This is a genomic window from Streptomyces calvus (assembly GCF_006782915.1).
GTDB lineage: Bacteria > Actinomycetota > Actinomycetes > Streptomycetales > Streptomycetaceae > Streptomyces > Streptomyces calvus.
The window spans coordinates 52,554-76,602 of record NZ_VCNP01000032.1; the positions used below are offsets into that span (position 1 = coordinate 52,554).

Here is a 24,049-nt window from a genome sequence, read left to right on the forward strand (position 1 = left end):
CCGTCCGGAGGCGACGCACCGGACTGCCGTGCGGGTGGCGACAGAGTGCCAGATCCATTTCCGGCCGGCGACGGGACCCCTCCGGTTCCGGCTCGGCGGCGCCCGCCGGGCCGTTCCGGCGCGCGGGTGTCGTCCGTGCGGGCGGCGACGACGGCCGCCGCTGCCGTACCGGCGCGGGCCCGTGAGCGCACGGCGGACGTGCCGCACCGGCCGGCGCGGCACGGAACGCGTCCTGGCACCGGACGGCCGCCCGGTCACCACGAACGCCGTGGACGAGGCCCTCGCGCGCACCGGCGCTTCGGCTTGATCAAGTCCGGTTCGTGTCACCGTCGCTCGTGATCGCTGCCTAGCTCCAGTCGGGCTCCGGCTCCTCCGTGGGCCAGTGGTCCTCACCGGGGTGGCCGGCAGCGGCATCCGAATGACCGGCAGCGCTTTCCGGGTGGCCGGCAGCAGTGTCCGGGTGGCCGGCAGCAGTGTCCGGGTGGCCGGCAGCGGTGGCCGACGGTCCGTCCAGTCCGGCGAGCACCGCCACCACGCCCTCGCCGTACGTGGCCAGCTTCTTCTCGCCGACTCCGCTGATCCCGCCCAGCTCGGCCACCGACGTGGGCCACACCGTGGCGATCTCCCTGAGCGTGGCGTCGTGGAAGATGACGTACGCCGGGACGCCCTGTTCCCGCGCCTGCTCGGCACGCCAGGCGCGCAGCGCCTCGAAGGCGGGCAGGAGCGCGGCGGGCAGCTCGGCCGCGGCGGCCTTGGCCCTGCGGTCCCCTCGGCTGCTCGTGCCCCGGACCGGCTCCGGCTTCTTCGGCTCCTTGCGCAGCGGCACCTCCCGCTCCCGCCGCAGCACCGCGCCACTGGCGTCGGTGAGCACCAGCGTGCCGTACTCCCCCTCCACGGCGAGCAGGCCCTGCGCGAGCAACTGGCGGACCACGCCCCGCCATTCGGCCTCGGACAGCTCCTCGCCGATGCCGAACACGGAGAGCTGGTCGTGGTCGAACTGGATGACCTTGGCGGTGCGCCGGCCCAGCAGGATGTCCACGATCTGCCCCGCGCCGAACTTCTGCCCGCGCTCCCGCTGCAACCGCACCACCGTCGACAGCACCTTCTGCGCCGCGACGGTCCCGTCCCAGGTCTCCGGCGGGCTGAGGCAGGTGTCGCAGTTGCCGCAGGCGTCCTGTCCCGCTTCCTGGCCGAAGTAGGCGAGGAGCTGGCCGCGGCGGCACCGGACCGTCTCGCACAGCGCGAGCATCGCGTCCAGGTGCTGGTTGGCGCGCCGCCGGAACGCCTCGTCGCCCTCCCCCGACTGGATCAGCTTGCGCTGCTGCACGACGTCGTTGAGCCCGTACGTCATCCAGGCCGTGGACGGCAGCCCGTCCCGCCCCGCGCGGCCCGTCTCCTGGTAGTAGCCCTCGACGGACTTGGGCAGGTCGAGGTGGGCGACGAAGCGGACGTCCGGCTTGTCGATGCCCATGCCGAAGGCGATGGTCGCCACCACGACCAGGCCGTCCTCCCGCAGGAACCGGGACTGGTGCGCCGCGCGCGTCCCCGCGTCGAGGCCCGCGTGGTACGGCACCGCCTCCACGCCGTTGCGCGAGAGGAACTCGGCGGTCTTCTCGACGGAGTTGCGCGAGAGGCAGTAGACGATGCCCGCGTCCCCGGCGTGCTCCTCGCGCAGGAAGGTCAGCAGCTGCTTCTTCGGGTCGGCCTTCGGGACGATCCGGTACTGGATGTTCGGCCGGTCGAAGCTCGCCACGAAGTGCCGGGCCGTCGGCATGTTCAGCCGCTCGGTGATCTCCCGGTGCGTGGCGTGCGTGGCCGTCGCGGTGAGCGCGATGCGGGGGACGTCGGGCCAGCGCTCGCCGAGCACGGACAGGGTCAGGTAGTCCGGCCGGAAGTCGTGTCCCCACTGGGACACGCAGTGCGCCTCGTCGATGGCGAAGACGGAGATCTTGCCCCGCGACAGCAGGTCCAGGCTGCTGTCCAGCCGCAGCCGCTCCGGAGCGAGGTACAGCAGGTCCAGCTCGCCGGCGAGGAACTCGGCCTCGACGACCCGCCGCTCGTCGAAGTCCTGCGTGGAGTTGATGAACCCGGCGCGCACGCCCAGCGCCCGCAGCGCGTCCACCTGGTCCTGCATGAGGGCGATGAGCGGCGAGACGACGACTCCCGTACCCGGTCTGACCAGGGCCGGGATCTGGTAGCACAGCGACTTTCCGCCGCCGGTCGGCATGAGCACGACCGCGTCGCCGCCGGCGACCACGTGCTCGACGACCGCTTCCTGCTCGCCCCGGAAGGCCTCGTAGCCGAACACCCGGTGCAGGGTGGCCAGCGCCTCCCTATCCGTCACTGTCATCCCGGCGGTACCGCCCGTCCCCTGCATCGTCCCGTCCCCCGTGCGTCGTCCCTCGACCACTGCGTCCACGATAGGCGCCCGCACCGACAGTGCCGGAGTTGTCCACAGGGTCCGGCCGAAAGGCGGCGGCCCGGCACCCCTGTCACGGGGGTGCCGGGCCGTCCGGTCGTCCGACGGGGCGGGGTCAGCGCACGAACACTCCCGCGTCGCCCGCCAGCTGCAGGAAGTACTGCGGTGCCACACCGAGCACCACCGTGACCGCCACGCCGACCCCGATCGCCGTCATCGTCAGCGGTGACGGCACCGCGACGGTCGGGCCCTCGGGGCGCGGCTCGCTGAAGAACATCAGGACGATGACGCGGATGTAGAAGAACGCCGCGATGGCCGACGAGACCACACCGACCACGACCAGCGGTGCCGCCCCGCCCTCCGCCGCCGCCTTGAACACGGCGAACTTCCCGGCGAAGCCGGAGGTCAGCGGGATGCCGGCGAACGCCAGCAGGAACACCGCGAACACCGCCGCCACCAGCGGGGACCGCCGACCGAGGCCCGCCCACTTGGACAGGTGCGTCGCCTCGCCGCCCGCGTCCCTGACCAGGGTGACCACCGCGAAGGCGCCGATCGTCACGAACGAGTACGCCGCCAGGTAGAACAGGACGGACGACACACCGCTCGGCGTGGCCGCGATGACACCCGCGAGGATGAAGCCCGCGTGCGCGATCGACGAGTAGGCCAGCAGCCGCTTGATGTCGGTCTGCGTGATCGCGACGACCGCGCCGGCCAGCATGGTGACGATCGCGACGGCCCACATCACCGGCCGCCAGTCCCAGCGCAGGCCCGGCAGCACCACGTACAGCACCCGCAGCAGCGCGCCGAACGCCGCGACCTTGGTCGCCGCCGCCATGAAGCCGGTGACCGGCGTGGGCGCGCCCTGGTACACGTCGGGCGTCCACATGTGGAAGGGCACGGCGCCGACCTTGAACAGCAGGCCCATGACCAGCAGCGCGGCGCCGACCAGCAGCAGCGCGTCGTTGCCCATGGTGTCGGCGAGCGCCGGGGTGACGTCCGGCACCGTGCCGTCGACGACCTGCGCGATCGTCGCGTACGACATCGAGCCGGAGTAGCCGTACAGCAGGGCGATGCCGAACAGCGTGAACGCGGAGGCGAACGCGCCGAGCAGGAAGTACTTGACCGCTGCCTCCTGCGACATCAGCCGCTTGCGGCGGGCCAGCGCGCACAGCAGGTACAGCGGCAGCGAGAAGACCTCCAGCGCGACGAACAGCGTCAGCAGGTCGTTGGCGGCCGGGAAGATCAGCATGCCGGCCACCGCGAAGAGCAGCAGCGGGAACACCTCGGTGGTGGTGAACCCGGCCTTGACCGCCTTCTTCTCGCTGTCGCTGCCCGGCACGGAGGCGGCCTGCGCGGCGAAGGAGTCGACGCGGTTGCCGTGTGCCTCCGGGTCGAGCCGGCGCTCGGCGAAGGTGAACAGGCCGACCAGGGCGGTCAGCAGGATGGTGCCCTGGAGGAACAGGGCGGGACCGTCGACGGCGATGGCGCCCATCGCCGCGATGCCCGCCTTGGTGGTGCCGTAGCCGTCGGCGGCGAGCGCCACGACCGCGGCGAAGGCGGCGGCGAGCGCCACCACGGCGACGAACATCTGCGCGTAGTAGCGGGTCCTGCGCGGTACGAACGCCTCGACCAGCACCCCGAGGACCGCCGCGCCGACGACGATCAGGGTGGGCGCGAGCTGCCCGTACTCGATCTTCGGCGCGTCGATCTTCGAGATCGGGTCGGCCGCGGTGGCCGCCGTTGTCCACAGGCTGTGGACGGCTGCTGTCGCACTCACTTGGCCGCCTCCACCTCGGGCTGGGGGTCCTTCTTCTGTACGTCGGACATGGTCTGCTCCACCGCCGGGTTCACGACGTCCGTGACGGGCTTCGGGTAGACGCCCAGGAAGATCAGCAGCACGACCAGCGGCGCCACCACCGCGATCTCCCGCACCCGCAGGTCGGGCATCTCGGCGACCTCGGGCTTCACCGGGCCCGTCATCGTCCGCTGGTAGAGGACGAGGGTGTAGAGCGCGGCGAGGACGATGCCGAAGGTGGCGATGATGCCGATCACCGGATAGCGCGTGAACGTGCCGACCAGGACCAGGAACTCACTGACGAAGGGCGCGAGCCCGGGCAGCGAGAGGGTGGCCAGGCCGCCGATGAGGAACGTGCCGGCGAGTACCGGGGCGACCTTCTGCACACCGCCGTAGTCGGCGATGAGCCGCGAGCCGCGCCGCGAGATCAGGAAGCCGGCCACCAGCATCAGCGCGGCGGTCGAGATGCCGTGGTTGACCATGTAGAGCGTCGCGCCGGACTGGCCCTGGCTGGTCATCGCGAAGATGCCCATGATGATGAAGCCGAAGTGGGAGATCGACGCGTAGGCGATCAGCCGCTTGATGTCGCGCTGGCCGACCGCGAGCAGCGCGCCGTAGATGATGCTGATGAGCGCCAGGACGAGGATCACCGGCGTCGCCCACTTGCTGGCCTCCGGGAAGAGCTGGAGGCAGAAGCGGAGCATCGCGAAGGTGCCGACCTTGTCGACGACCGCCGTGATCAGTACGGCGACCGGCGCGGTGGACTCCTGCATGGCGTTGGGCAGCCAGGTGTGCAGCGGCCACAGCGGCGCCTTCACCGCGAAGGCGAAGAAGAAGCCGAGGAACAGCCAGCGTTCGGTGCTCGTCGCCATGTCGAGCGAGCCGTTGGCCCGCGCCTCGGCGATCTCGGTGAGCGAGAAGTTCCCGGCGACCACGTACAGGCCGATCACCGCGGCCAGCATGATCAGACCGCCGGCCAGGTTGTAGAGCAGGAACTTCACGGCCGCGTACGAGCGTTGTGTCGCCGCCGCCTGCTCGCCGTGCTCGTGGGCACGGTCCCCGAAGCCGCCGATGAGGAAGTACATCGGAATCAGCATGGCTTCGAAGAAGATGTAGAAGAGGAAGACGTCGGTGGCCTCGAAGGAGAGGATCACCATCGCCTCGACGGCCAGGATCAGGGCGAAGAAGCCCTGCGTCGGCCGCCACCGCCTGCTACCGGTTTCCAGCGGGTCGGCGTCGTGCCAGCCCGCGAGGACGATGAACGGGATCAGCAGCGCGGTCAGCGCGATCAGCGCCACCGCGATGCCGTCCACGCCCAGTTCGTAGCGGACGCCGAAGTCCGCGATCCAGGCGTGGGACTCGGTGAGCTGGTAGCGGTCGCCGTCCGGGTCGAACCGCACCAGGACGACGATCGCCAGGACGAGCGTGGCGAGCGAGAACAGCAGGGCCAGCCACTTGGCGGCCGTGCGCTTCGCGGCCGGTACGGCGGCCGTGGCGATCGCCCCGATGGCCGGGAGCGCCGCCGTCGCTGTCAGCAGAGGAAAGGACATCGGTATCAGACCGCCCTCATCAGCAGGGTCGCGGCGACGAGGACGGCCGCGCCGCCGAACATCGAGACCGCGTAGGACCGCGCGAAGCCGTTCTGCAGCCTGCGCATCCGCCCGGACAGGCCGCCCATGGAGGCCGCCGTGCCGTTGACGACCCCGTCGACCAGCGTGTGGTCGACGTACACCAGCGAGCGCGTGAGGTGTTCGCCGCCGCGCACCAGGACCACGTGGTTGAAGTCGTCCTGGAGCAGGTCGCGCCGGGCGGCCCGGGTGAGCAGCGATCCGCGCGGGGCGACGGCCGGGACCGGCCGGCGCCCGTACTGGGCCCAGGCGACCGCCACGCCGATGACCATCACGGCGACCGTGGCGGCGGTCACCGTCAGGGCGCTGATCGGGGCGTGCCCGTGGTCGTGTCCGGTGACGGGCTCCAGCCAGTGCAGGAAGCGGTCCCCGATGCTGAAGAACGCGCCGCCCGCGACCGATCCGACGGCCAGCACGATCATCGGGACCGTCATGACCTTCGGCGACTCGTGCGGATGGGGCGGCTCGTACTCGCCACCTGTCTTGGCTGCGGGCTCCACGCCGGGAGGGGCCGGCGACGGCGTCGGCGCGTGGCGCCAGCGCTCCTCGCCGAAGAACGTCATCAGCATCACGCGCGTCATGTAGTACGCGGTGATGGCCGCGCCCAGCAGGGCGCAGGCGCCGAGGATCCAGCCCTCGGTGCCGCCCTTGGCGAACGCCGCCTCGATGATCTTGTCCTTGGAGAAGAAGCCGGACAGGCCCGGGAAGCCGATGATCGCGAGGTAGCCGAGGCCGAAGGTGACGAAGGTGACCGGCATGTACTTCCTGAGGCCGCCGTAGCGGCGCATGTCGACCTCGTCGTTCATGCCGTGCATGACGGAACCGGCGCCGAGGAACAGCCCGGCCTTGAAGAAGCCGTGCGTCACCAGGTGCATGATCGCGAAGACGTAGCCGATCGGGCCGAGGCCCGCGGCCAGCACCATGTAGCCGATCTGCGACATGGTCGAGCCGGCCAGCGCCTTCTTGATGTCGTCCTTCGCGCAACCGACGATCGCACCGAACAGCAGCGTGACCGCGCCGACGATGGTGACGACGAGCTGTGCGTCCGGCGCGCCGTTGAAGATGGCTCCGGAGCGGACGATCAGATAGACGCCCGCCGTCACCATGGTCGCGGCGTGGATCAGCGCGGAGACCGGGGTCGGGCCCTCCATCGCGTCGCCGAGCCAGGACTGCAGCGGCACCTGGGCGGACTTGCCGCACGCGGCGAGCAGCAGCATCAGCGCGATCGCGGTGAGCTTGTCCTCACCGGCGGCGCCGGCGAGTCCGGCCTCCCCGTGCGTGCCGAGCACCGGCTCGAAGGCGAAGGTGCCGAACCACAGGAACATCAGCATGATCGCGATGGACAGGCCCATGTCGCCGACCCGGTTGACCAGGAAGGCCTTCTTGGCGGCCGTGGCCGCGCTGGGCTTGTGCTGCCAGAAGCCGATCAGCAGGTAGGAGGCGAGACCGACGCCCTCCCAGCCGACGTACAGCAGCAGGTAGTTGTCGGCGAGGACGAGGATCAGCATCGCCGCGAGGAACAGGTTCAGATAGCCGAAGAAGCGGCGGCGCCGCTCGTCGTGCTCCATGTACCCGACGGAGTACAGGTGGATCAGCGAGCCGACGCCGGTGATCAGCAGGACGAACGTCATCGACAGCTGGTCGAGCCGGAAGGCGACGTCGGCCTGGAAGCCCTCCACCGGGATCCAGCTGAACAGGTGCTGTGTGACGGTGCGTTCGTCGGCGCCCTTGCCCAGCAGGTCGGTGAACAGCACCAGGCCGAGCGCGAAGGAGACGGCGGCGAGCACCGTGCCGATCCAGTGGCCGACGGCGTCCAGCCGGCGTCCGCCGCACAGCAGGACCGCCGCTCCGAGCAGGGGCGCCGCCACCAGCAGCGCAATCAGGTTCTCCACGATTCAGCAGCCCCTCACAGCTTCATCAGGCTGGCGTCGTCGACCGAGGCCGAGTGGCGGGAACGGAACAGGGACACGATGATCGCCAGTCCGACCACGACCTCCGCGGCGGCGACGACCATCGTGAAGAACGCGATGATCTGGCCGTCGAGGTTGCCGTGCATCCGGGAGAAGGCGACGAAGGCGAGGTTGCAGGCGTTGAGCATCAGCTCGACGCACATGAACACGACGATCGCGTTGCGCCTGATCAGCACGCCGGTGGCGCCGATCGTGAACAACAGGGCCGCCAGATACAGGTAGTTGACCGGGTTCACTTCGACGCCTCCTCGGCCCGCTTGAACGTCGGCGCGTCGATGGCGCGGCGCTCCAGGCGCTCCTCCGCGCGCTGCTCCATCGCCCGCAGGTCGTTGATCGCCTCCCGGGAGACGTCACGGACCTGGCCGCGCTCGCGCAGCGTCTTGCTGACGGTGAGGTCGGACGTGGTGCCGTCGGGCAGCAGGCCCGCGATGTCCACGGCGTTGTGCCGGGCGTACACGCCGGGCGCCGGGAGCGGCGGCAGGTACCTGCCCTCGCGGACGCGCTGCTCGGCCAGCTCCCGCTGGGTCCTGGCGCGCTCGGTGCGCTCCCGGTGGGTGAGCACCATGGCGCCGACGGCGGCCGTGATGAGCAGGGCGCCGGTGATCTCGAAGGCGAAGACGTACTTGGTGAAGATGAGGGCCGCGAGGCCCTCCACGTTGCCGCCCGCGTTCGCGTCGCCGATGCCGTTGAACTCGCTGAGCGAGGCGTTGCCGATGCCGCCGATCAGCAGGATGCCGAAGCCGAGACCGCACAGCAGGGCCAGCCAGCGCTGCCCCTTGATGGTCTCCTTCAGGGAGTCCGCCGCGGTGACGCCGACCAGCATCACCACGAACAGGAACAGCATCATGATCGCGCCGGTGTAGACGACGATCTGCACGACGCCCAGGAAGTAGGCGCCGTTGGCCAGGTAGAACACCGCCAGGATGATCATGGTGCCGGCGAGGCAGAGCGCGCTGTGCACGGCCCGCTTCATGAAGACGGTGCACAGGGCGCCGATCACCGCGACGGTGCCGAGGACCCAGAACTGCAGGGCCTCTCCGGTGGAGGTGGAGTAGGCGGCGAGCTGCTCGGTCATCGCCCGATCACCTTCTCCGACGCCGGTTCCTCCGGACCGAAGGTCGACTCGGCCTCCTGCACCACCTCGCCCTTGGAGTGGGCGACCTGCCGCTCCGTACCGGGCGCGGCCTCGGTGACCAGGCCCCGGTAGTAGTCCTGTTCGTCGGTGCCCGGGTACATGGCGTGCGGGGAGTCGACCATGCCCTCCTCCAGACCGGCGAGCAGCTGCTCCTTGGTGTAGATGAGGTTGGCACGGCTGGAGTCGGCCAGCTCGAACTCGTTGGTCATCGTCAGCGCGCGCGTGGGGCACGCCTCGATGCACAGGCCGCACAGGATGCAGCGGGCGTAGTTGATCTGGTAGACGCGGCCGTACCGCTCGCCGGGCGAGTAGCGCTCCTCGTCGGTGTTGTCCGCGCCCTCGACGTAGATCGCGTCGGCGGGGCAGGCCCAGGCGCACAGTTCGCAGCCGACGCACTTCTCCAGGCCGTCCGGATGGCGGTTGAGCTGGTGCCGTCCGTGGAAGCGGGGAGCGGTGGTCTTCTGCTGCTCCGGGTACTGCTCGGTCAGCCGCTTCTTGAACATGGCCTTGAAGGTCACGCCGAAGCCGGCCACGGGGTTCAGGAAACCGGGCTTGGTCTCCTTGGGCTCCTCAGCCATCGTGCGCCTCCTTTCCCTCCGTGGACCCACCCAGCGGTCCGTCACTCTGAGTATCGGGCCCACCACTGACAATCAGCTCGCGCTCACGGCGCGGCCGGCGGCGCGGCACCGGTGGCAATTCCTGCCCCGGCAGCGGCGGTACGGGGAACCCGCCCGCCATGGGGTCGAAGCCGGGCGTGCCCTCGGCGGGCTGCTCGGCCTCCTTCGACTTGGCCCGGAAGATGTCGGCCACGAAGGAGAGCAGCAGCAGGGCGAGGACGACGCCGCCGATGTAGAGCGCGATGTCGGCGAAGTCGTAGTTCTCGTTCCGCAGGGCCCGCACGGTGGCGACGAGCATCAGCCACACCAGGGAGACCGGGATGAGGACCTTCCAGCCGAGCTTCATCAGCTGGTCGTAGCGCACGCGCGGGAGCGTGCCGCGCAGCCAGACGAAGCCGAACAGCAGCGTCAACAGCTTGCCGGTGAACCAGAGCATCGGCCACCAGCCGTGGTTCGCGCCCTCCCAGAAGGTGCTGATCGGGTACGGGGCCCGCCAGCCGCCCAGGAAGAGCGTCACGGCGACGGCCGAGACGGTCACCATGTTGATGTACTCGGCGAGCATGAACATCGCGAACTTGATCGACGAGTACTCGGTGTTGAACCCGCCGACCAGGTCGCCCTCGGACTCCGGCATGTCGAACGGGGCGCGGTTGGTCTCACCGACCATGGTGACGATGTAGATGATGAAGGAGACCGGCAGCAGCAGCACGTACCAGCGGTCGGTCTGCTGCTCGACGATCGTGGACGTCGACATCGACCCCGAGTAGAGGAACACGGAGGCGAAGGCGGCACCCATGGCGATCTCGTAGGAGATCATTTGCGCGCAGGAGCGCAGGCCGCCGAGGAGCGGGTACGTCGACCCCGAGCTCCAGCCGGCGAGGACGATGCCGTAGATGCCGACCGAGGCGACCGCGAGGATGTAGAGCACCGCGATCGGCAGGTCGGTGAGCTGCATCGTGGTGCGGTGGCCGAAGATCGAGATTTCGTTGCCGGCCGGGCCGAAGGGGATCACCGCGATCGCCATGAAGGCCGGGATGGCCGCGACGATCGGCGCGAGGACGTACACCGCCTTGTCCGCGCGTTTGACGACGACGTCCTCCTTGAGCATCAGCTTCACGCCGTCGGCGAGCGACTGGAGCATGCCCCAGGGGCCGTGCCGGTTGGGGCCGATGCGCAGCTGCATCCAGGCGACGACCTTGCGCTCCATCACGATGGAGATCAGCACGGTCACCATCAGGAAGGCGAAGCAGAACACCGCCTTGACGACGACCAGCCACCAGGGGTCGCGGCCGAACATCGAGAGGTCTTCAGCGGCGAGGTACGGGCTCATGCCTCCACCTCCTTGGGGGCCTCGGCGGCGAGCGTCGCCGGTCCGATGCGGACGAGGGATCCGGGCCGTTCCCCGGTGTCGGAGGCGACGCCGCCGCCGGTGGAGTTCAGCGGGAGCCACACCACGCGGTCGGGCATCTCGGTGATCTCCACGGGCAGTTGCACCGTGCCGGCGGTGCCGGTCACCGCGAGCAGGTCGCCGTCCTTGACGCCGACCTCGGCGGCCGTGGCGGCCGACACGCGCGCGTGCGCGGCGTGCCGGGTCCCGGCCAGCGCCTCGTCGCCGACCTGCAGCAGGCCCTGGTCGAGCAGCAGCCGGTGTCCGGCGAGGACCGCCTCTCCGGCGGCCGGCCGGGGCAGCGCGCCCGCGGTCTCCAGCGGGTCGGTGGCCGGCGGGCCGCTCCAGGCGCCGAGCCGGTCGAGTTCCGCGCGGACCGTGCGCAGGTCCGGCAGCCCCAGGTGGACGTCCATGGCGTCGGCCAGCATCTGCAGCACGCGCGCGTCGGTGGGCGCGAGACGCCGGGTCATCTGGTCGGGCTTGAGCGCCGCCTCGAACAGGCGGACCCTGCCTTCCCAGTTGAGGAAGGTGCCGGCCTTCTCGGCGACCGCGGCGACCGGCAGGACGACGTCGGCGAGCGCGGTGACCTCGCTGGGCCGCAGCTCCAGCGAGACCACGAACCCGGCCTCGGCGAGTGCCGCACGCGCGCGGGCCGGGTCGGGCAGGTCGGCGACCTCCACGCCCGCGACCAGCAGCGCCTGGAGTTCACCGCGCGCCGCCGCCTCGATGATCTGGCCGGTGTCGCGGCCGTAGCGGTGCGGCAGGTCGGCGACGCCCCAGACGGCGGCGACCTCCTCCCGTGCGCGCGGGTCGGTCGCCGGGCGGCCGCCCGGCAGCAGCGACGGCAGCGCGCCCGCCTCCACCGCGCCCCGCTCCCCGGCCCGGCGCGGGATCCACACCAGCCGGGCACCGGTCGCGGTGGCCGTTCGTACGGCCGCGGTCAGACCGCCGCGTACGGCCGCGAGCCGCTCGCCGACGACGATCACCGCGCCGTCGGCCCGCAGCGCCTCGGCCGCGGCGGCCCCGTCGCCCTCCAGGCCGACGCCGCTGGCGAGCGCGTCCAGCCACTCGGTCTCGGTGCCGGGCGCGGCCGGCAGCAGCGTGCCGCCGGCCTTCGTCAGGCCGCGGGTGGCGTGCGTGGCCAGGGCGAAGGTCCGCTGCCCGTGCCCGCGCCAGGCCTTGCGCAGCCGCAGGAAGACGCCGGGCGCCTCCTCCTCGGACTCGAACCCGACCAGCAGGACGGCCGGCGCCTTCTCCAGCACGGTGTACGTGACGCCCGTGCCCGCGAGGTCGCGGCCGCGGCCCGCCACCCGGGCGGCGAGGAAGTCGGCCTCCTCGGCGCTGTGCACGCGCGCGCGGAAGTCGATGTCGTTGGTGTCGAGCGCCACCCGCGCGAACTTGCTGTACGCGTAGGCGTCCTCGACGGTGAGCCGGCCGCCGGTGAGGACACCGGTGCGGCCCCGCGAGGCCAGCAGTCCCTGCGCCGCGATCTGCAGCGCGTCGGGCCAGGACGCCGGCTCCAGCTCGCCCTCCGCGTTGCGCACCAGCGGCGTCTGGAGCCGGTCCCGCTGCTGCGCGTACCGGAACGCGAAGCGTCCCTTGTCGCAGATCCACTCCTCGTTGACCTCGGGGTCGTGGGCGGCGAGCCGCCGCATGACCTTGCCGCGCCGGTGGTCGGTGCGGGTGGCGCAGCCGCCGGAGCAGTGCTCGCACACCGACGGCGAGGAGATCAGGTCGAAGGGACGGGAGCGGAACCGGTAGGCGGCCGAGGTGAGCGCGCCGACCGGGCAGATCTGGATGGTGTTGCCGGAGAAGTACGACTCGAACGGGTCGCCCTCGCCGGTGCCGACCTGCTGCAGCGCGCCCCGCTCGACCAGCTCGATCATCGGGTCGCCGGCGATCTGGTTGGAGAAGCGGGTGCAGCGGGCGCACAGCACGCACCGCTCGCGGTCGAGCAGCACCTGGGTGGAGATCGGTACGGGCTTTTCGTAGGTGCGCTTCTTGCCCTCGAAGCGGGACTCGGCGTTGCCGTGCGACATCGCCTGGTTCTGCAGCGGGCACTCGCCGCCCTTGTCGCAGACCGGGCAGTCCAGCGGGTGGTTGATGAGCAGCAGCTCCATCACACCCTTCTGGGCCTTCTCCGCGACCGGCGAGGTGAGGTGGGTCTTCACCACCATTCCGTCGGTGCAGGTGATGGTGCAGGACGCCATGGGCTTGCGCTGGCCCTCGACCTCGACGATGCACTGGCGGCAGGCGCCGGCCGGGTCGAGGAGCGGGTGGTCGCAGAACCGGGGGATCTCGATGCCCAGTTGCTCGGCGGCCCGGATGACCAGGGTGCCCTTGGGCACGCTGATCTCGGCGCCGTCGATCGTCAGCGTGACGAGGTCCTCGGGCGGGACCGCCGCCTCTCCCCCGCCGGAGGGAGCGCTGGTGGTCACAGTCATGCGTTCACCTCCGTGCGGTGGTCGGCCCAGGCCGTCGACTTCGCGGGGTCGAAGGGGCAGCCGCGGCCCGTGATGTGCTCCTCGTACTCCTCGCGGAAGTACTTGAGCGAGGAGAAGATCGGCGAGGCGGCGCCGTCGCCGAGGGCGCAGAAGGACTTGCCGTTGATGTTGTCGGCGATGTCGTTCAGCTTGTCGAGGTCGGACATCCGGCCCTTGCCGGCCTCGATGTCGCGCAGCAGCTGCACCAGCCAGTACGTGCCCTCGCGGCAGGGCGTGCACTTGCCGCAGGACTCGTGGGCGTAGAACTCGGTCCAGCGGGTGACGGCGCGCACCACGCAGGTCGTCTCGTCGAAGCACTGCAGGGCCTTGGTGCCGAGCATGGATCCGGCGGCGCCCACGCCCTCGTAGTCGAGCGGGACGTCGAGGTGCTCGTCGGTGAACATCGGCGTGGAGGAGCCGCCCGGCGTCCAGAACTTCAGCCGGTGGCCCGGCCGCATCCCGCCGCTCATCTCCAGCAGCTGGCGCAGGGTGATGCCGAGGGGCGCCTCGTACTGGCCGGGGCTGGCGACGTGGCCGCTGAGGGAGTAGAGCGTGAAGCCCGGGGACTTCTCGCTGCCCATCGAGCGGAACCATTCCTTGCCCCGGTGCATGATCGCGGGAACCGACGCGATCGACTCGACGTTGTTCACCACGGTCGGGCACGCGTAGAGGCCCGCGACGGCGGGGAAGGGGGGACGCAGCCGCGGCTGGCCCCGGCGGCCTTCGAGCGAGTCGAGCAGTGCGGTCTCCTCACCGCAGATGTACGCGCCCGCGCCCGCGTGCACGGTGAGTTCGAGGTCGAGTCCGCTGCCCAGGATGTTCTCGCCGAGGAAGCCGGCCTCGTAGGCCTCGCGCACCGCCGTGTGCAGTCGCCGCAGTACGGGGACGACCTCGCCGCGGAGGTAGATGAAGGCGTGCGACGACCGGATCGCGTGGCACGCGATGACGATGCCCTCGATGAGGCTGTGCGGGTTGGCGAAGAGGAGCGGGATGTCCTTGCAGGTTCCCGGCTCCGACTCGTCGGCGTTGACCACGAGGTAGTGGGGCTTGCCGTCGCCCTGCGGGATGAACTGCCACTTCATCCCGGTCGGGAAGCCGGCGCCGCCGCGCCCGCGCAGACCGGACTCCTTGACGTAGGCGATGACGTCGTCCGGGGACATCGCGAGCGCCTTGCGCAGCCCCTCGTACCCGTCGTGCCTGCGGTAGACGTCCAGCGTCCAGGACTCGTCCTCGTCCCAGAAGGCCGACAGCACCGGCGCGAGCAGCTTCTCCGGGCTGGTGTCCTTGAGTTCGGGTGCCAAGGTCATCACTCCCCCTCCTCGGCAGTGGGCCCGGCCGGGTCGGAGGGGCGAGGCGCGGCCTCTCCTTCACGGGCGGTGGTGGGCGACGGGTGGGAGGGATCGGAGGCCGCTGTGTCCTGCGGCGCGTCGTGCGAGCTGAGGTGCTCCGCCGGGGACGGCTCGTGCGGCGCGGTGTCCCGCGGGGCCTCACCGCGCGGGTGGACCACACGCGCGGGTGCCTCGCCCTTGGCCAGCTTCAGGCCGACCAGGGAGGCGGGCCCGGCGCTGCCGGTCGCCTCGACGGCGCCCTCCCGCTCGTCGGGGAAGCCGGCCAGGATCCGGGCGGTCTCCTTGAAGGTGCACAGGGGCGCACCGCGGGTCGGCGACACCGGGCGGCCGGCGCGCAGGTCGTCGACCATGCGCTTGGCGCTCTCGGGGGTCTGGTTGTCGAAGAACTCCCAGTTGACCATCACCACGGGCGCGAAGTCGCAGGCCGCGTTGCACTCGATGTGCTCCAGGGTGACCTTGCCGTCGTCGGTGGTCTCGCCGTTGCCGACGCCGAGGTGCTCCTGGAGCTCCTCGAAGATCGCGTCGCCGCCCATGACGGCGCACAGCGTGTTGGTGCACACCCCGACCTGGTAGTCGCCGCTCGGCCGGCGCCGGTACATGGTGTAGAAGGTGGCGACCGCCGTCACCTCGGCCGTGGTGAGGCCGAGCACGTCCGCGCAGAACTGCATGCCGGTGCGCGTGACGTGGCCCTCCTCCGACTGCACGAGGTGCAGCAGCGGCAGGAGGGCGGACCGGGAGTCCGGGTAGCGGGCGATGATCTCGCGCGCGTCGGTCTCCAGCCGGGCCCGGACGTCGTCCGGGTAGGCGGGCGCGGGCAGTTCGGGCATGCCCAGGCTGACGCCCCGCTCCGAAGAAGAGGTGGTCACCGGTCGACGCCTCCCATCACGGGGTCGATGGACGCGACGGCGACGATGACGTCGGCGACCTGGCCGCCCTCGCACATCGCCGCCATGGCCTGAAGGTTGGTGAAGGACGGGTCGCGGAAGTGGACCCGGTAGGGGCGGGTGCCGCCGTCGGAGACGACGTGCGCGCCGAGCTCGCCCTTGGGTGACTCGACCGCCGCGTACGCCTGTCCCGGCGGGACGCGGAAACCCTCGGTGACCAGCTTGAAGTGGTGGATCAGGGCCTCCATGGAGGTGCCCATGATCTTCTTGATGTGGTCGAGGGAGTTGCCCAGTCCGTCCGGTCCCAGGGCGAGCTGGGCGGGCCAGGCGATCTTCTTGTCGGCGACCATGACCGGTCCGGGCTCCAGCCGGTCCAGGCACTGCTCGACGATGCGCAGCGACTGGCGCATCTCCTCCAGGCGGATCAGGAAGCGGCCGTAGGCGTCGCAGCTGTCGGCGGTCGGGACCTCGAAGTCGTAGGTCTCGTAGCCGCAGTACGGCTGGGCCTTGCGCAGGTCGTGCGGCAGGCCGGTGGAGCGCAGGATCGGGCCGGTGGCGCCGAGGGCCATGCAGCCGGCCAGGTCGAGGTAGCCGACGTCCTGCATGCGGGCCTTGAAGATGGGGTTCCCGGTGGCGAGCTTGTCGTACTCCGGGAGGTTCTTCTTCATCTTCTTCACGAACTCGCGGATCCGGTCCACCGCGCCGGGCGGCAGGTCCTGGGCGAGTCCGCCGGGGCGGATGTAGGCGTGGTTCATCCTCAGGCCGGTGATCAGCTCGTAGATGTCGAGGATCAGTTCCCGGTCCCGGAATCCGTAGATCATGATCGTGGTGGCGCCGAGCTCCATGCCGCCGGTGGCGATGCACACCAGGTGGGAGGAGAGCCGGTTCAGCTCCATCAGGAGCACGCGGATGACCGAGGCGCGGTCGGGCACCTGGTCCTCGATGCCGAGGAGCTTCTCCACGCCGAGGCAGTACGCCGTCTCGTTGAAGAACGACGTCAGGTAGTCCATGCGCGTCACGAACGTGGTGCCCTGGGTCCACGTCCGGTACTCGAGGTTCTTCTCGATGCCGGTGTGGAGGTAGCCGATGCCGCAGCGGGCCTCGGTGACCGTCTCGCCGTCGATCTCCAGGATCAGGCGGAGCACTCCGTGGGTGGACGGGTGCTGCGGCCCCATGTTGACGACGATGCGCTCGTCGTCGGCGCGGGCCGCGGTCTCGACGACCTCGTCCCAGTCGCCACCGGTGACCGTGTAGACGGTGCCCTCGGTGGTCTCGCGTGCTGATGCCGACTGTGTGCTCACGAGTACGACCTCCGCTGGTCCGGAGCCGGGATCTGGGCGCCCTTGTATTCGACGGGGATGCCGCCGAGGGGGTAGTCCTTGCGCTGCGGGAAGCCCTGCCAGTCGTCCGGCATCATGATCCGCGTCAGCGCCGGGTGACCGTCGAAGACGATGCCGAAGAAGTCGTACGTCTCGCGCTCGTGCCAGTCGTTCGTGGGATAGACCGGGAACAGCGACGGGATGTGCGGGTCGCTGTCGGGCGCGCTGACCTCCAGGCGGATCAGCCGGTTGTGGGTGATCGAGCGCAGGTGGTAGACGGCGTGCAGCTCGCGGCCCTTGTCGTTCGGGTAGTGCACGCCGCTGACGCCGGTGCACAGCTCGAAGCGGAGTGCGGGGTCGTCGCGCAGGGTCTTCGCGACGCGCACCAGGTGCTCGCGGGCGATGTGGAAGGTGAGCTCGCCGCGGTCGACGACGGTCTTCTCGATGGCGTTGTCGGGCAGCAGGTCCTGCTCCTCCAGGGCGCCCTCGAGTTCGTCGGCGACCTCGTCGAACCAGCCGCCGTAGGGGCGGGCCGCCGGTCCCGGGAGCCGGACCGAGCGGACCAGTCCGCCGTAGCCCGAGGTGTCGCCGCCGCCCGCGGCGCCGAACATGCCGCGCTGGACGCGGATCTCCTCGCCGCCCTGGCCGCGCTGGCCCGGGAGGTTCTCCGCGGAGAGCTCCTTCTCCGGGTTGGTGCCGTTGCCGTTCGCGTCGCTCATCGCAGCAGCCCCTTCATCTCGATCGTGGGCAGGGCCTTGAGCGCCGCCTCCTCCGCCTCGCGGGCCGCCTCCTCGGCGTTCACGCCGAGCTTGGAGCCCTGGATCTTCTGGTGGAGCTTGAGAATGGCGTCCATCAGCATCTCGGGGCGGGGCGGACAACCCGGGAGGTAGATGTCGACCGGGACGACGTGGTCGACGCCCTGGACGATCGCGTAGTTGTTGAACATGCCGCCCGAGGAGGCGCAGACCCCCATGGAGATCACCCACTTCGGGTTCGGCATCTGGTCGTAGACCTGCCGCAGCACCGGCGCCATCTTCTGGCTGACCCGCCCGGCGACGATCATGAGGTCCGCCTGCCGCGGCGAGCCGCGGAAGACCTCCATGCCGAAGCGCGCCAGGTCGTAACGGCCGGCGCCGGTGGTCATCATCTCGATGGCACAGCAGGCGAGGCCGAACGTGGCGGGGAAGACGGACGACTTGCGCACCCAGCCCGCGGCCTGCTCGACGGTGGTCAGCAGGAATCCGCTCGGCAGCTTTTCTTCGAGTCCCATGGCTAAAGGCCCCTCAGTCCCATTCCAGGCCGCCGCGCCGCCATACGTACGCGTACGCGACGAAGACGGTGAGCACGAAGAGCAGCATCTCCACGAGCCCGAAAAGCCCCAGGGCGTCGAAGGTGACGGCCCAGGGGTAGAGGAAGACGATCTCGATGTCGAAGACGATGAAGAGCATCGCCGTCAGGTAGTACTTGATGGGGAAGCGCCCGCCGCCGGCCGGCGTGGGGGTCGGCTCGATACCGCACTCGTAGGCTTCGAGCTTGGCGCGGTTGTACCGCTTCGGACCGATCAGCGTGGCCATGACCACGGAGAAGATCGCAAAGCCTGCCCCGAGGGCTCCCAGTACGAGGATGGGCGCATACGCGTTCACCGCTCCTCGCTCCTCTCAGTCGGCACTGACTGCTGGCGGTTTGCGTCGGGCTCACGTCCGCCTCGCCAGTCCCCCGAACCCCGCCCGCCCCGGCGAAGATCGAGAACATGTGAAGCAGGTCACAAGCCCAACCGCTCCGCATCTTATGCCCGCGAGTCTGTGATCTGCGACACGGGGTATTGCACAAGCTTTGTGATCTCCACCACCTGACGAACGATCATGAAGTCGGATGAGCGGAGATCTTCACACGCGAAGCGTTCGCGTGATCACCAACCGTGACATTTTACCTCGTCATTGCAGCTCAGAAGGCCCGTCTCAATATCAAGATGGTTCCCTTGCATGCAAATTGGTGCTGGACCGGATCTCTTGATAGAGGGCGCGTTCACACATCAGGGGGACGCGAGGCGCGGTGTGGACGTGTGCACGCGTTCACGAAGTCGTGGCGTCACGTTCCGGCCATCGATCACCACCGTCGACCGGGGCGCGGCCGGGGCGGGGGACGTGGGGGCAGGGGTAATCGTTCCGTGACCTCCGCCACATTCATGAGAGCCGCATGAGAGGAGGGATTGGCCAATCGGTCCAACCGGTGGTAAGCGGAGGGCAATTCGGACGTAACGATGAAAGTGCGTGATCACGGGCCGATCACGGGCGCCCGCAATGTCCGTTACGGCGTCAATAAAGAACGACACGCCCGGGATTCGGAGCCCCGATTGAACAACTGTGGCGCAGCACACGTTTCTTGAAGATATGAAGCAGCCCCTGATACCGGTTGTTCCCATGTCCCACACCGCTCACATACGCAGCCACCGGAAGCCCCGCCGTACCGCGTCGTCCACGATCGCGATGCGGGCCGGAGTTGCCGGTGGCGTCCTCAGCACCCTGGCAGTGGCCGGGGCGTCGGGTTCGGCGAACGCGGCCGAGCCCGTGACGCAGACCCTCGAACTGCCCACCCTGACGGCCGACCTGGCCGCCCAGGTCGCCCAGTCCGCGGACGCCACCCAGCAGGCCGCCGCGAGCTACCAGCTGCAGGCCGAGCGTGACGCGGCCGCCGCCCAGGCCGCCAAGGAGGCCAAGGCGGACCTCGCCGAGGCCAAGAAGAAGGCCGAGGCGAAGAAGAAGGCCGCCGAGGAGGCCCGCAGGGCCGCCGCCGAGCGCGCCGCGCGCGACGCCGAGCGCGCCACCCTCTCCGCCACCACCACCACGACGACCGCCTCCGCGCCGGCCAGCGGCAGCGTCGCGGCGGTCGTCGCCTTCCTGCGGGCGCAGGTGGGCGACGCCTACGTCATGGGCGCCACCGGCCCCAACGCCTGGGACTGCTCCAGCCTGGTCCAGGCCGCGTTCCGCCAGGTCGGCGTCGACCTGCCGCGCGTCTCGCAGGACCAGTCGATGGTCGGCACCGACATCCCGCTGTCGCAGATCCAGGTCGGCGACATCCTGTACTGGGGCGGCAAGGGCTCCGCCTACCACGTGGGTGTCTACATCGGCAACGGCCAGTACCTGGACGCCGCCAACTCCGCCAAGGGCGTCGTGATCCAGGACCTCTCCGGCTACCCGGCGTCGGGCGCCGTGCGCGTGCTCTGAGCCGCGCCCTCACGGGCTGAAGGGCCGCTGCCGTCCGGGCAGCGGCCCTCCCTCGTTCACCACGGGCAAGATCTCCCGATTGCCCGAATCATCCCTCGCCGGGCGTGTGTTGCGCGTGCCGGACGGCACCGCCGCCACGCCGTGCTGCCCTCTGGCGGCCCCTCACGCCGCCTCGCCGCCCACGCAGACGGCCGAGGTCCGTCCCCCGGACCCCGGCCGCCCACAGCGCCGCTCACGGCGGCCGGGGTCACGCCTTCGGCGCCACCTTGCTCAGACCGTTGATGATGCGGTCCATCGCGTCGCCGCCCGTCGGGTCGGTCAGGTTGGCGAGCAGCTTGAGCGTGAACTTCATCAGCAGCGGGTGCGTCAGGCCGCGCTGGGCCGCGATCTGCATGATCTTCGGGTTGCCGATGAGCTTCACGAAGGCACGGCCGAGCGTGTAGTAGCCGCCGTAGGTGTCCTTCAGCACGCGCGGGTAGCGCTGCAGGGCGATCTCCCGCTGGGCCGGCGTGGCCCGCGCCTGGGCCTGCACGATCACGTCGGCCGCGATCTGACCGGACTCCATCGCGTAGGCGATGCCCTCGCCGTTGAACGGGTTCACCAGGCCGCCCGCGTCACCGACGAGCAGCAGCCCGCGCGTGTAGTGCGGCTGGCGGTTGAAGGCCATGGGGAGCGCGGCGCCGCGGATCGGGCCGGTCATGTTGTCCGGGGTGTAGCCCCAGTCCTCGGGCATCGAGGCGCACCAGGCCTTGAGGACCTCCCGCCAGTCCAGCTCCTTGAAGGCCTCCGAGGTGTTGAGCACGCCGAGGCCGACGTTGCTCGTGCCGTCGCCCATGCCGAAGATCCAGCCGTAGCCGGGCAGCAGCCGGTCCTGCGGGCCGCGGCGGTCCCACAGCTCCAGCCAGGACTCCAGGTAGTCGTCGTCGTGGCGCGGCGAGGTGAAGTACGTACGGACCGCGACGCCCATCGGGCGGTCCTCGCGGCGGTGCAGCCCCATCGCCAGGGACAGCCGGGTGGAGTTGCCGTCGGCGGCCACCACCAGCGGGGCGTGGAAGGTGACTTCCCGCTTCTCCTCGCCGAGCTTGGCCCGCACACCGGTGATGCGGCCGGTGCGGTCGTCGATGATCGGCGCGCCCACGTTGCAGCGCTCGTACAGCCGGGCGCCGGCCTTCTGGGCCTGCCGGGCGAGCTGCTCGTCGAAGTCGTCGCGCTTGCGGACCAGGCCGTAGTCGGGGAAGGAGGCGAGATCCGGCCAGTCCAGCTGGAGGCGGACCCCGCCGCCGATGATGCGCAGACCCTTGTTGCGCAGCCAGCCGGCCTCCTCGGAGATGTCGATGCCCATGGACACCAGCTGCTTCACGGCACGCGGGGTGAGGCCGTCGCCGCAGACCTTCTCGCGCGGGAACTCGGTCTTCTCCAGCAGGAGCACGTCGAGTCCGGACCGGGCCAGGTGGTACGCGGTGGTGGAGCCGGCTGGCCCCGCGCCCACGACGATCACATCGGCGGTGTTGTCGGAGAGGGGCTCGGTCACGGCGGGATCTCCCCAAGTTCGAAATCTGCGTGCCGACGGGCACTGGACACGGGCAGTCTATTCAGCAGAATTGATCACCCGGCTGAAGGGCTGCCCCGTGAACCGAGCTCTCCCCGCTGTACGGCTGCGTGTGCCCACGCACGAGGACGCGGTCGCCTGGCACCGGATCTTCGCCGACCCGGAGGTCATGGAGTTCCACGGCGGCGCCCCGGCGGAGCTGTCGGTCTACGAGGAACTCACCGCCCGCCAGCGCCGGCACGACGCCGAACTGGGCTTCTGCCTGTGGAGCATGCTCGACGAGTCGGGGCGGGTCATCGGCTTCACCGGCGCCCAGCCGTGGGAGCGCGACTGGGGCCCGACGGGCGAGATCGAGATCGGCTGGCGGCTGGCGCGCGAGCACTGGGGCAAGGGGTACGTCACCGCGGCGGCCGTCGAGACGCTGGAGCGGGTGCGCGCGACGGGCCTGAACGGCGTGGTGGCGATGGTGGACGCCCGCAACGCCCGCTCCATAGCGGTCACCCGGCGGCTCGGGATGCGGCTCGCCGAGACGTTCACGCTCCCGCCCGACCCGCGGGTGGCCCACTGCTACCGGCTGGACCTCTGACACCCGCACGTTCCGTCACTCACCGTAATCGATTGTCACGGAAAGCCACTTGGTGCTTCCGGCGGCCCCCGCACGGGGCTACTCTGCCGGTACCGCTGGGGGTGACATCCGTGCACATGACGCCCGATGGACGCCAGACGCCCGACGTGCGCGTGCCGCGCCTGGTCGGTCTGATGGCCGTGGACGCGCGCGAGTCCGCCCGCGCGCGGGGCCTGTTCGTCCACGCGCCCGACCGGCCGGACTTCCCTCTCGTCGTCGTCGACCACGTCGTACGCCAGTACCCGCAGCCCGGCGCCGAGGTGCCGCGGGACTCCGTGGTCCACGTGTGGTTCGACTTCGGGGAGGGCGAGGGCGGCGGAGGAGTGCGCGAGCCGCGCGGGCCACGTCCGCCCACGGGCGGGCTCGGGCGGGAACTGGAGGAACCGCGCACCGCCCCGGCGGTGCTCCTCAGCTCTCCTTGAAGCCCCGGTGCAGCGCCACCACGCCGCCCGTCAGGTCGCGCCACGCCACCTTCGACCAGCCGGCGCCCTTCAGCCGCTCGGCCAGCGCGGGCTGGTCGGGCCAGGCGCGGATCGACTCGGCGAGGTAGACGTAGGCGTCCGGGCTGGACGACACCGCCCGGGCGACCGGCGGCAGCGCGCGCATCAGGTACTCGGTGTAGACGGTGCGGAACGGCGCCCACGTCGGATGCGAGAACTCGCAGATGACGATCCGCCCGCCGGGCCGGGTCACCCGGTGCATCTCGCGCAGCGCCGCGTCGGTGTCCTGCACGTTGCGCAGCCCGAAGGAGATGGTGACGGCGTCGAACACGTCGTCCCGGAACGGCAGCCGTGTCGCGTCGCCCGCCGTGAACGGCAGCCAGCCGTGCCGGCTCTTGCCGACCCGGAGCATGCCCAGCGAGAAGTCGCACGGGACGACGTAGGCGCCGGTGCGGGCGTACGGCAGGGAGGAGGTCGCCGTTCCGGCGGCCAGGTCGAGGACCTTCTGCGCGGGCCGCGCGTCGAGCGCCTTCGCGACCTCCTTGCGCCACAGCCGCGCCTGCCCCAGGGACAGCACGTCGTTGGTCAGGTCGTACCGTTCCGCGACGTCGTCGAACATCGAGGCGACTTCGTGCGGCTGCTTGTCCAGGGATGCGCGGGTCACCCGCCCATTCTTGCAGCCCCCGCCCGCGGCAGGAGCGCCGGCTTCCGACGCGCGGCACGTCGACGTGCCCGTCGCGGCCGGACGGATCCGGCCGTCCGCGGTGCCTGGCCATCAGCACGTCCCCGCCGGCATCCCGACCTCGCCGGTCCGTTTCAGCCTCTGCCGGCGCAGCCGGCCGCCGGTCAGGGCGGTGACGCAGGAGTGGATGAGGGCGAGGTGCAGCATCCGCCGGTGGGCGAGCTGCGGCACCGGCGTCATCAGCAGGTACCGGTACCTCTCCCCGTCCAGCCGGAAGGCGTACGCGGCGCACGCGAGCTGCACGCCGAGCACGGCGCACCAGGACGGCAGGGACGCCCGGGAGTCGACGAAGACCATCGAGTACACGGTGAACACGTCGATGAGCGGCGCGCACACCGGCGTCACCACCTGCTAGCGCACCACCAGCGGCATGCCGCCCCGCCGCCCCGCGCACACGATGCCGAGGAGGACACCGATCCGGCGCAGCGCCCTGGCCGGCGTCCGGAGGAGTCGACGAAGACGGGCCCGTCGGCGGCCCCTCCC

At 70.6% G+C, this 24,049-nt stretch carries 20 protein-coding genes and 1 pseudogene; 3 read left to right on the forward strand and 18 right to left on the reverse strand.

Translation table 11 applies throughout. The features are described 5' to 3' along the window. Positions 1 to 346: 346 nt before the first annotated feature. From recQ to FGW31_RS14205, 15 genes are all read right to left on the reverse strand, one after another. On the reverse strand, positions 347 to 2,377 hold the full coding sequence (recQ, locus tag FGW31_RS14135) for a DNA helicase RecQ (RefSeq protein WP_142193924.1): 2,031 nt from the start codon (positions 2,375 to 2,377) through the stop codon (positions 347 to 349). A 157-nt stretch (positions 2,378 to 2,534) separates the two neighbouring features. Next, positions 2,535 to 4,196: an NADH-quinone oxidoreductase subunit NuoN gene (gene nuoN / locus FGW31_RS14140; RefSeq protein ID WP_142193765.1), complete on the reverse strand. Its 1,662-nt coding sequence runs from the start codon at positions 4,194 to 4,196 to the stop codon at positions 2,535 to 2,537. Beyond that, a complete protein-coding gene (locus FGW31_RS14145) occupies positions 4,193 to 5,764 on the reverse strand; it encodes an NADH-quinone oxidoreductase subunit M (RefSeq protein ID WP_142193766.1) in 1,572 nt (523 codons plus the stop codon). The genes nuoN and FGW31_RS14145 overlap by 4 nt, the downstream gene beginning before the upstream one ends. A gap of 5 nt (positions 5,765 to 5,769) precedes the next feature. Continuing rightward, positions 5,770 to 7,734, reverse strand: coding sequence for an NADH-quinone oxidoreductase subunit L (nuoL, locus tag FGW31_RS14150; RefSeq protein ID WP_142193767.1), 1,965 nt, complete (start codon positions 7,732 to 7,734; stop codon positions 5,770 to 5,772). A gap of 14 nt (positions 7,735 to 7,748) precedes the next feature. Next, complete coding sequence (gene nuoK / locus FGW31_RS14155; protein WP_004927567.1) at positions 7,749 to 8,048, reverse strand: NADH-quinone oxidoreductase subunit NuoK; 300 nt, start codon at positions 8,046 to 8,048, stop codon at positions 7,749 to 7,751. Continuing rightward, the gene (locus FGW31_RS14160; RefSeq protein ID WP_142193768.1) at positions 8,045 to 8,887 is read right to left on the reverse strand and encodes an NADH-quinone oxidoreductase subunit J; all 843 of its coding nucleotides are present in this window, start codon (positions 8,885 to 8,887) and stop codon (positions 8,045 to 8,047) included. The genes nuoK and FGW31_RS14160 overlap by 4 nt, the downstream gene beginning before the upstream one ends. Continuing rightward, positions 8,884 to 9,525, reverse strand: a complete 642-nt coding sequence (gene nuoI, locus FGW31_RS14165) for an NADH-quinone oxidoreductase subunit NuoI (RefSeq protein ID WP_142193769.1) — start codon at positions 9,523 to 9,525, stop codon at positions 8,884 to 8,886. Before nuoI ends, FGW31_RS14160 begins: the two co-directional genes overlap by 4 nt. Then, entirely contained in the window at positions 9,518 to 10,894 is a 1,377-nt protein-coding gene (gene nuoH, locus FGW31_RS14170; RefSeq protein ID WP_142193770.1) for an NADH-quinone oxidoreductase subunit NuoH, read from the reverse strand. Before nuoH ends, nuoI begins: the two co-directional genes overlap by 8 nt. After that, complete coding sequence (locus FGW31_RS14175; protein WP_142193771.1) at positions 10,891 to 13,395, reverse strand: NADH-quinone oxidoreductase subunit G; 2,505 nt, start codon at positions 13,393 to 13,395, stop codon at positions 10,891 to 10,893. The genes nuoH and FGW31_RS14175 overlap by 4 nt, the downstream gene beginning before the upstream one ends. Beyond that, positions 13,392 to 14,741: an NADH-quinone oxidoreductase subunit NuoF gene (nuoF, locus tag FGW31_RS14180; protein WP_142193772.1), complete on the reverse strand. Its 1,350-nt coding sequence runs from the start codon at positions 14,739 to 14,741 to the stop codon at positions 13,392 to 13,394. The genes FGW31_RS14175 and nuoF overlap by 4 nt, the downstream gene beginning before the upstream one ends. After that, on the reverse strand, positions 14,741 to 15,649 hold the full coding sequence (gene nuoE / locus FGW31_RS14185) for an NADH-quinone oxidoreductase subunit NuoE (protein ID WP_142193773.1): 909 nt from the start codon (positions 15,647 to 15,649) through the stop codon (positions 14,741 to 14,743). The genes nuoF and nuoE overlap by 1 nt, the downstream gene beginning before the upstream one ends. Continuing rightward, complete coding sequence (locus tag FGW31_RS14190) at positions 15,646 to 16,968, reverse strand: NADH-quinone oxidoreductase subunit D (protein WP_142193774.1); 1,323 nt, start codon at positions 16,966 to 16,968, stop codon at positions 15,646 to 15,648. Before FGW31_RS14190 ends, nuoE begins: the two co-directional genes overlap by 4 nt. Beyond that, a complete protein-coding gene (locus FGW31_RS14195) occupies positions 16,965 to 17,705 on the reverse strand; it encodes an NADH-quinone oxidoreductase subunit C (RefSeq protein ID WP_142193775.1) in 741 nt (246 codons plus the stop codon). The genes FGW31_RS14190 and FGW31_RS14195 overlap by 4 nt, the downstream gene beginning before the upstream one ends. Next, positions 17,702 to 18,256 (reverse strand): NuoB/complex I 20 kDa subunit family protein, encoded by a 555-nt coding sequence (locus FGW31_RS14200; protein WP_031035164.1) that lies wholly within the window; start codon positions 18,254 to 18,256, stop codon positions 17,702 to 17,704. Before FGW31_RS14200 ends, FGW31_RS14195 begins: the two co-directional genes overlap by 4 nt. A 13-nt stretch (positions 18,257 to 18,269) precedes the next feature. Then, complete coding sequence (locus tag FGW31_RS14205; protein ID WP_030494815.1) at positions 18,270 to 18,629, reverse strand: NADH-quinone oxidoreductase subunit A; 360 nt, start codon at positions 18,627 to 18,629, stop codon at positions 18,270 to 18,272. Positions 18,630 to 19,406: 777 nt separating this feature from the next. On the opposite strand from FGW31_RS14205, the gene FGW31_RS14210 reads away from it, so the two are divergent. Continuing rightward, entirely contained in the window at positions 19,407 to 20,210 is an 804-nt protein-coding gene (locus FGW31_RS14210; protein ID WP_373303478.1) for a C40 family peptidase, read from the forward strand. A 247-nt stretch (positions 20,211 to 20,457) separates the two neighbouring features. On the opposite strand, the gene FGW31_RS14215 is transcribed toward FGW31_RS14210, so the two are convergent. Beyond that, positions 20,458 to 21,741 carry a geranylgeranyl reductase family protein gene (locus tag FGW31_RS14215; RefSeq protein ID WP_142193777.1) on the reverse strand — a complete coding sequence of 428 codons (1,284 nt, stop codon included), beginning with the start codon at positions 21,739 to 21,741 and terminating at the stop codon, positions 20,458 to 20,460. A 97-nt stretch (positions 21,742 to 21,838) separates the two neighbouring features. Between FGW31_RS14215 and FGW31_RS14220 the strand changes: the two genes are divergently transcribed. Further along, positions 21,839 to 22,345 (forward strand): GNAT family N-acetyltransferase, encoded by a 507-nt coding sequence (locus tag FGW31_RS14220; RefSeq protein WP_142193778.1) that lies wholly within the window; start codon positions 21,839 to 21,841, stop codon positions 22,343 to 22,345. Between the two features lie 116 nt (positions 22,346 to 22,461). After that, positions 22,462 to 22,806, forward strand: coding sequence for a PASTA domain-containing protein (locus tag FGW31_RS14225; RefSeq protein ID WP_142193779.1), 345 nt, complete (start codon positions 22,462 to 22,464; stop codon positions 22,804 to 22,806). On the opposite strand, the gene FGW31_RS14230 is transcribed toward FGW31_RS14225, so the two are convergent. Continuing rightward, a complete protein-coding gene (locus FGW31_RS14230) occupies positions 22,793 to 23,488 on the reverse strand; it encodes a demethylmenaquinone methyltransferase (RefSeq protein ID WP_142193780.1) in 696 nt (231 codons plus the stop codon). The genes FGW31_RS14225 and FGW31_RS14230 overlap by 14 nt on opposite strands. Before the next feature lie 111 nt (positions 23,489 to 23,599). Continuing rightward, positions 23,600 to 23,947: pseudogene (locus FGW31_RS14235) on the reverse strand (bi-functional transferase/deacetylase); the annotation flags it as partial. Between the last annotated feature and the right edge of the window lie 102 nt (positions 23,948 to 24,049).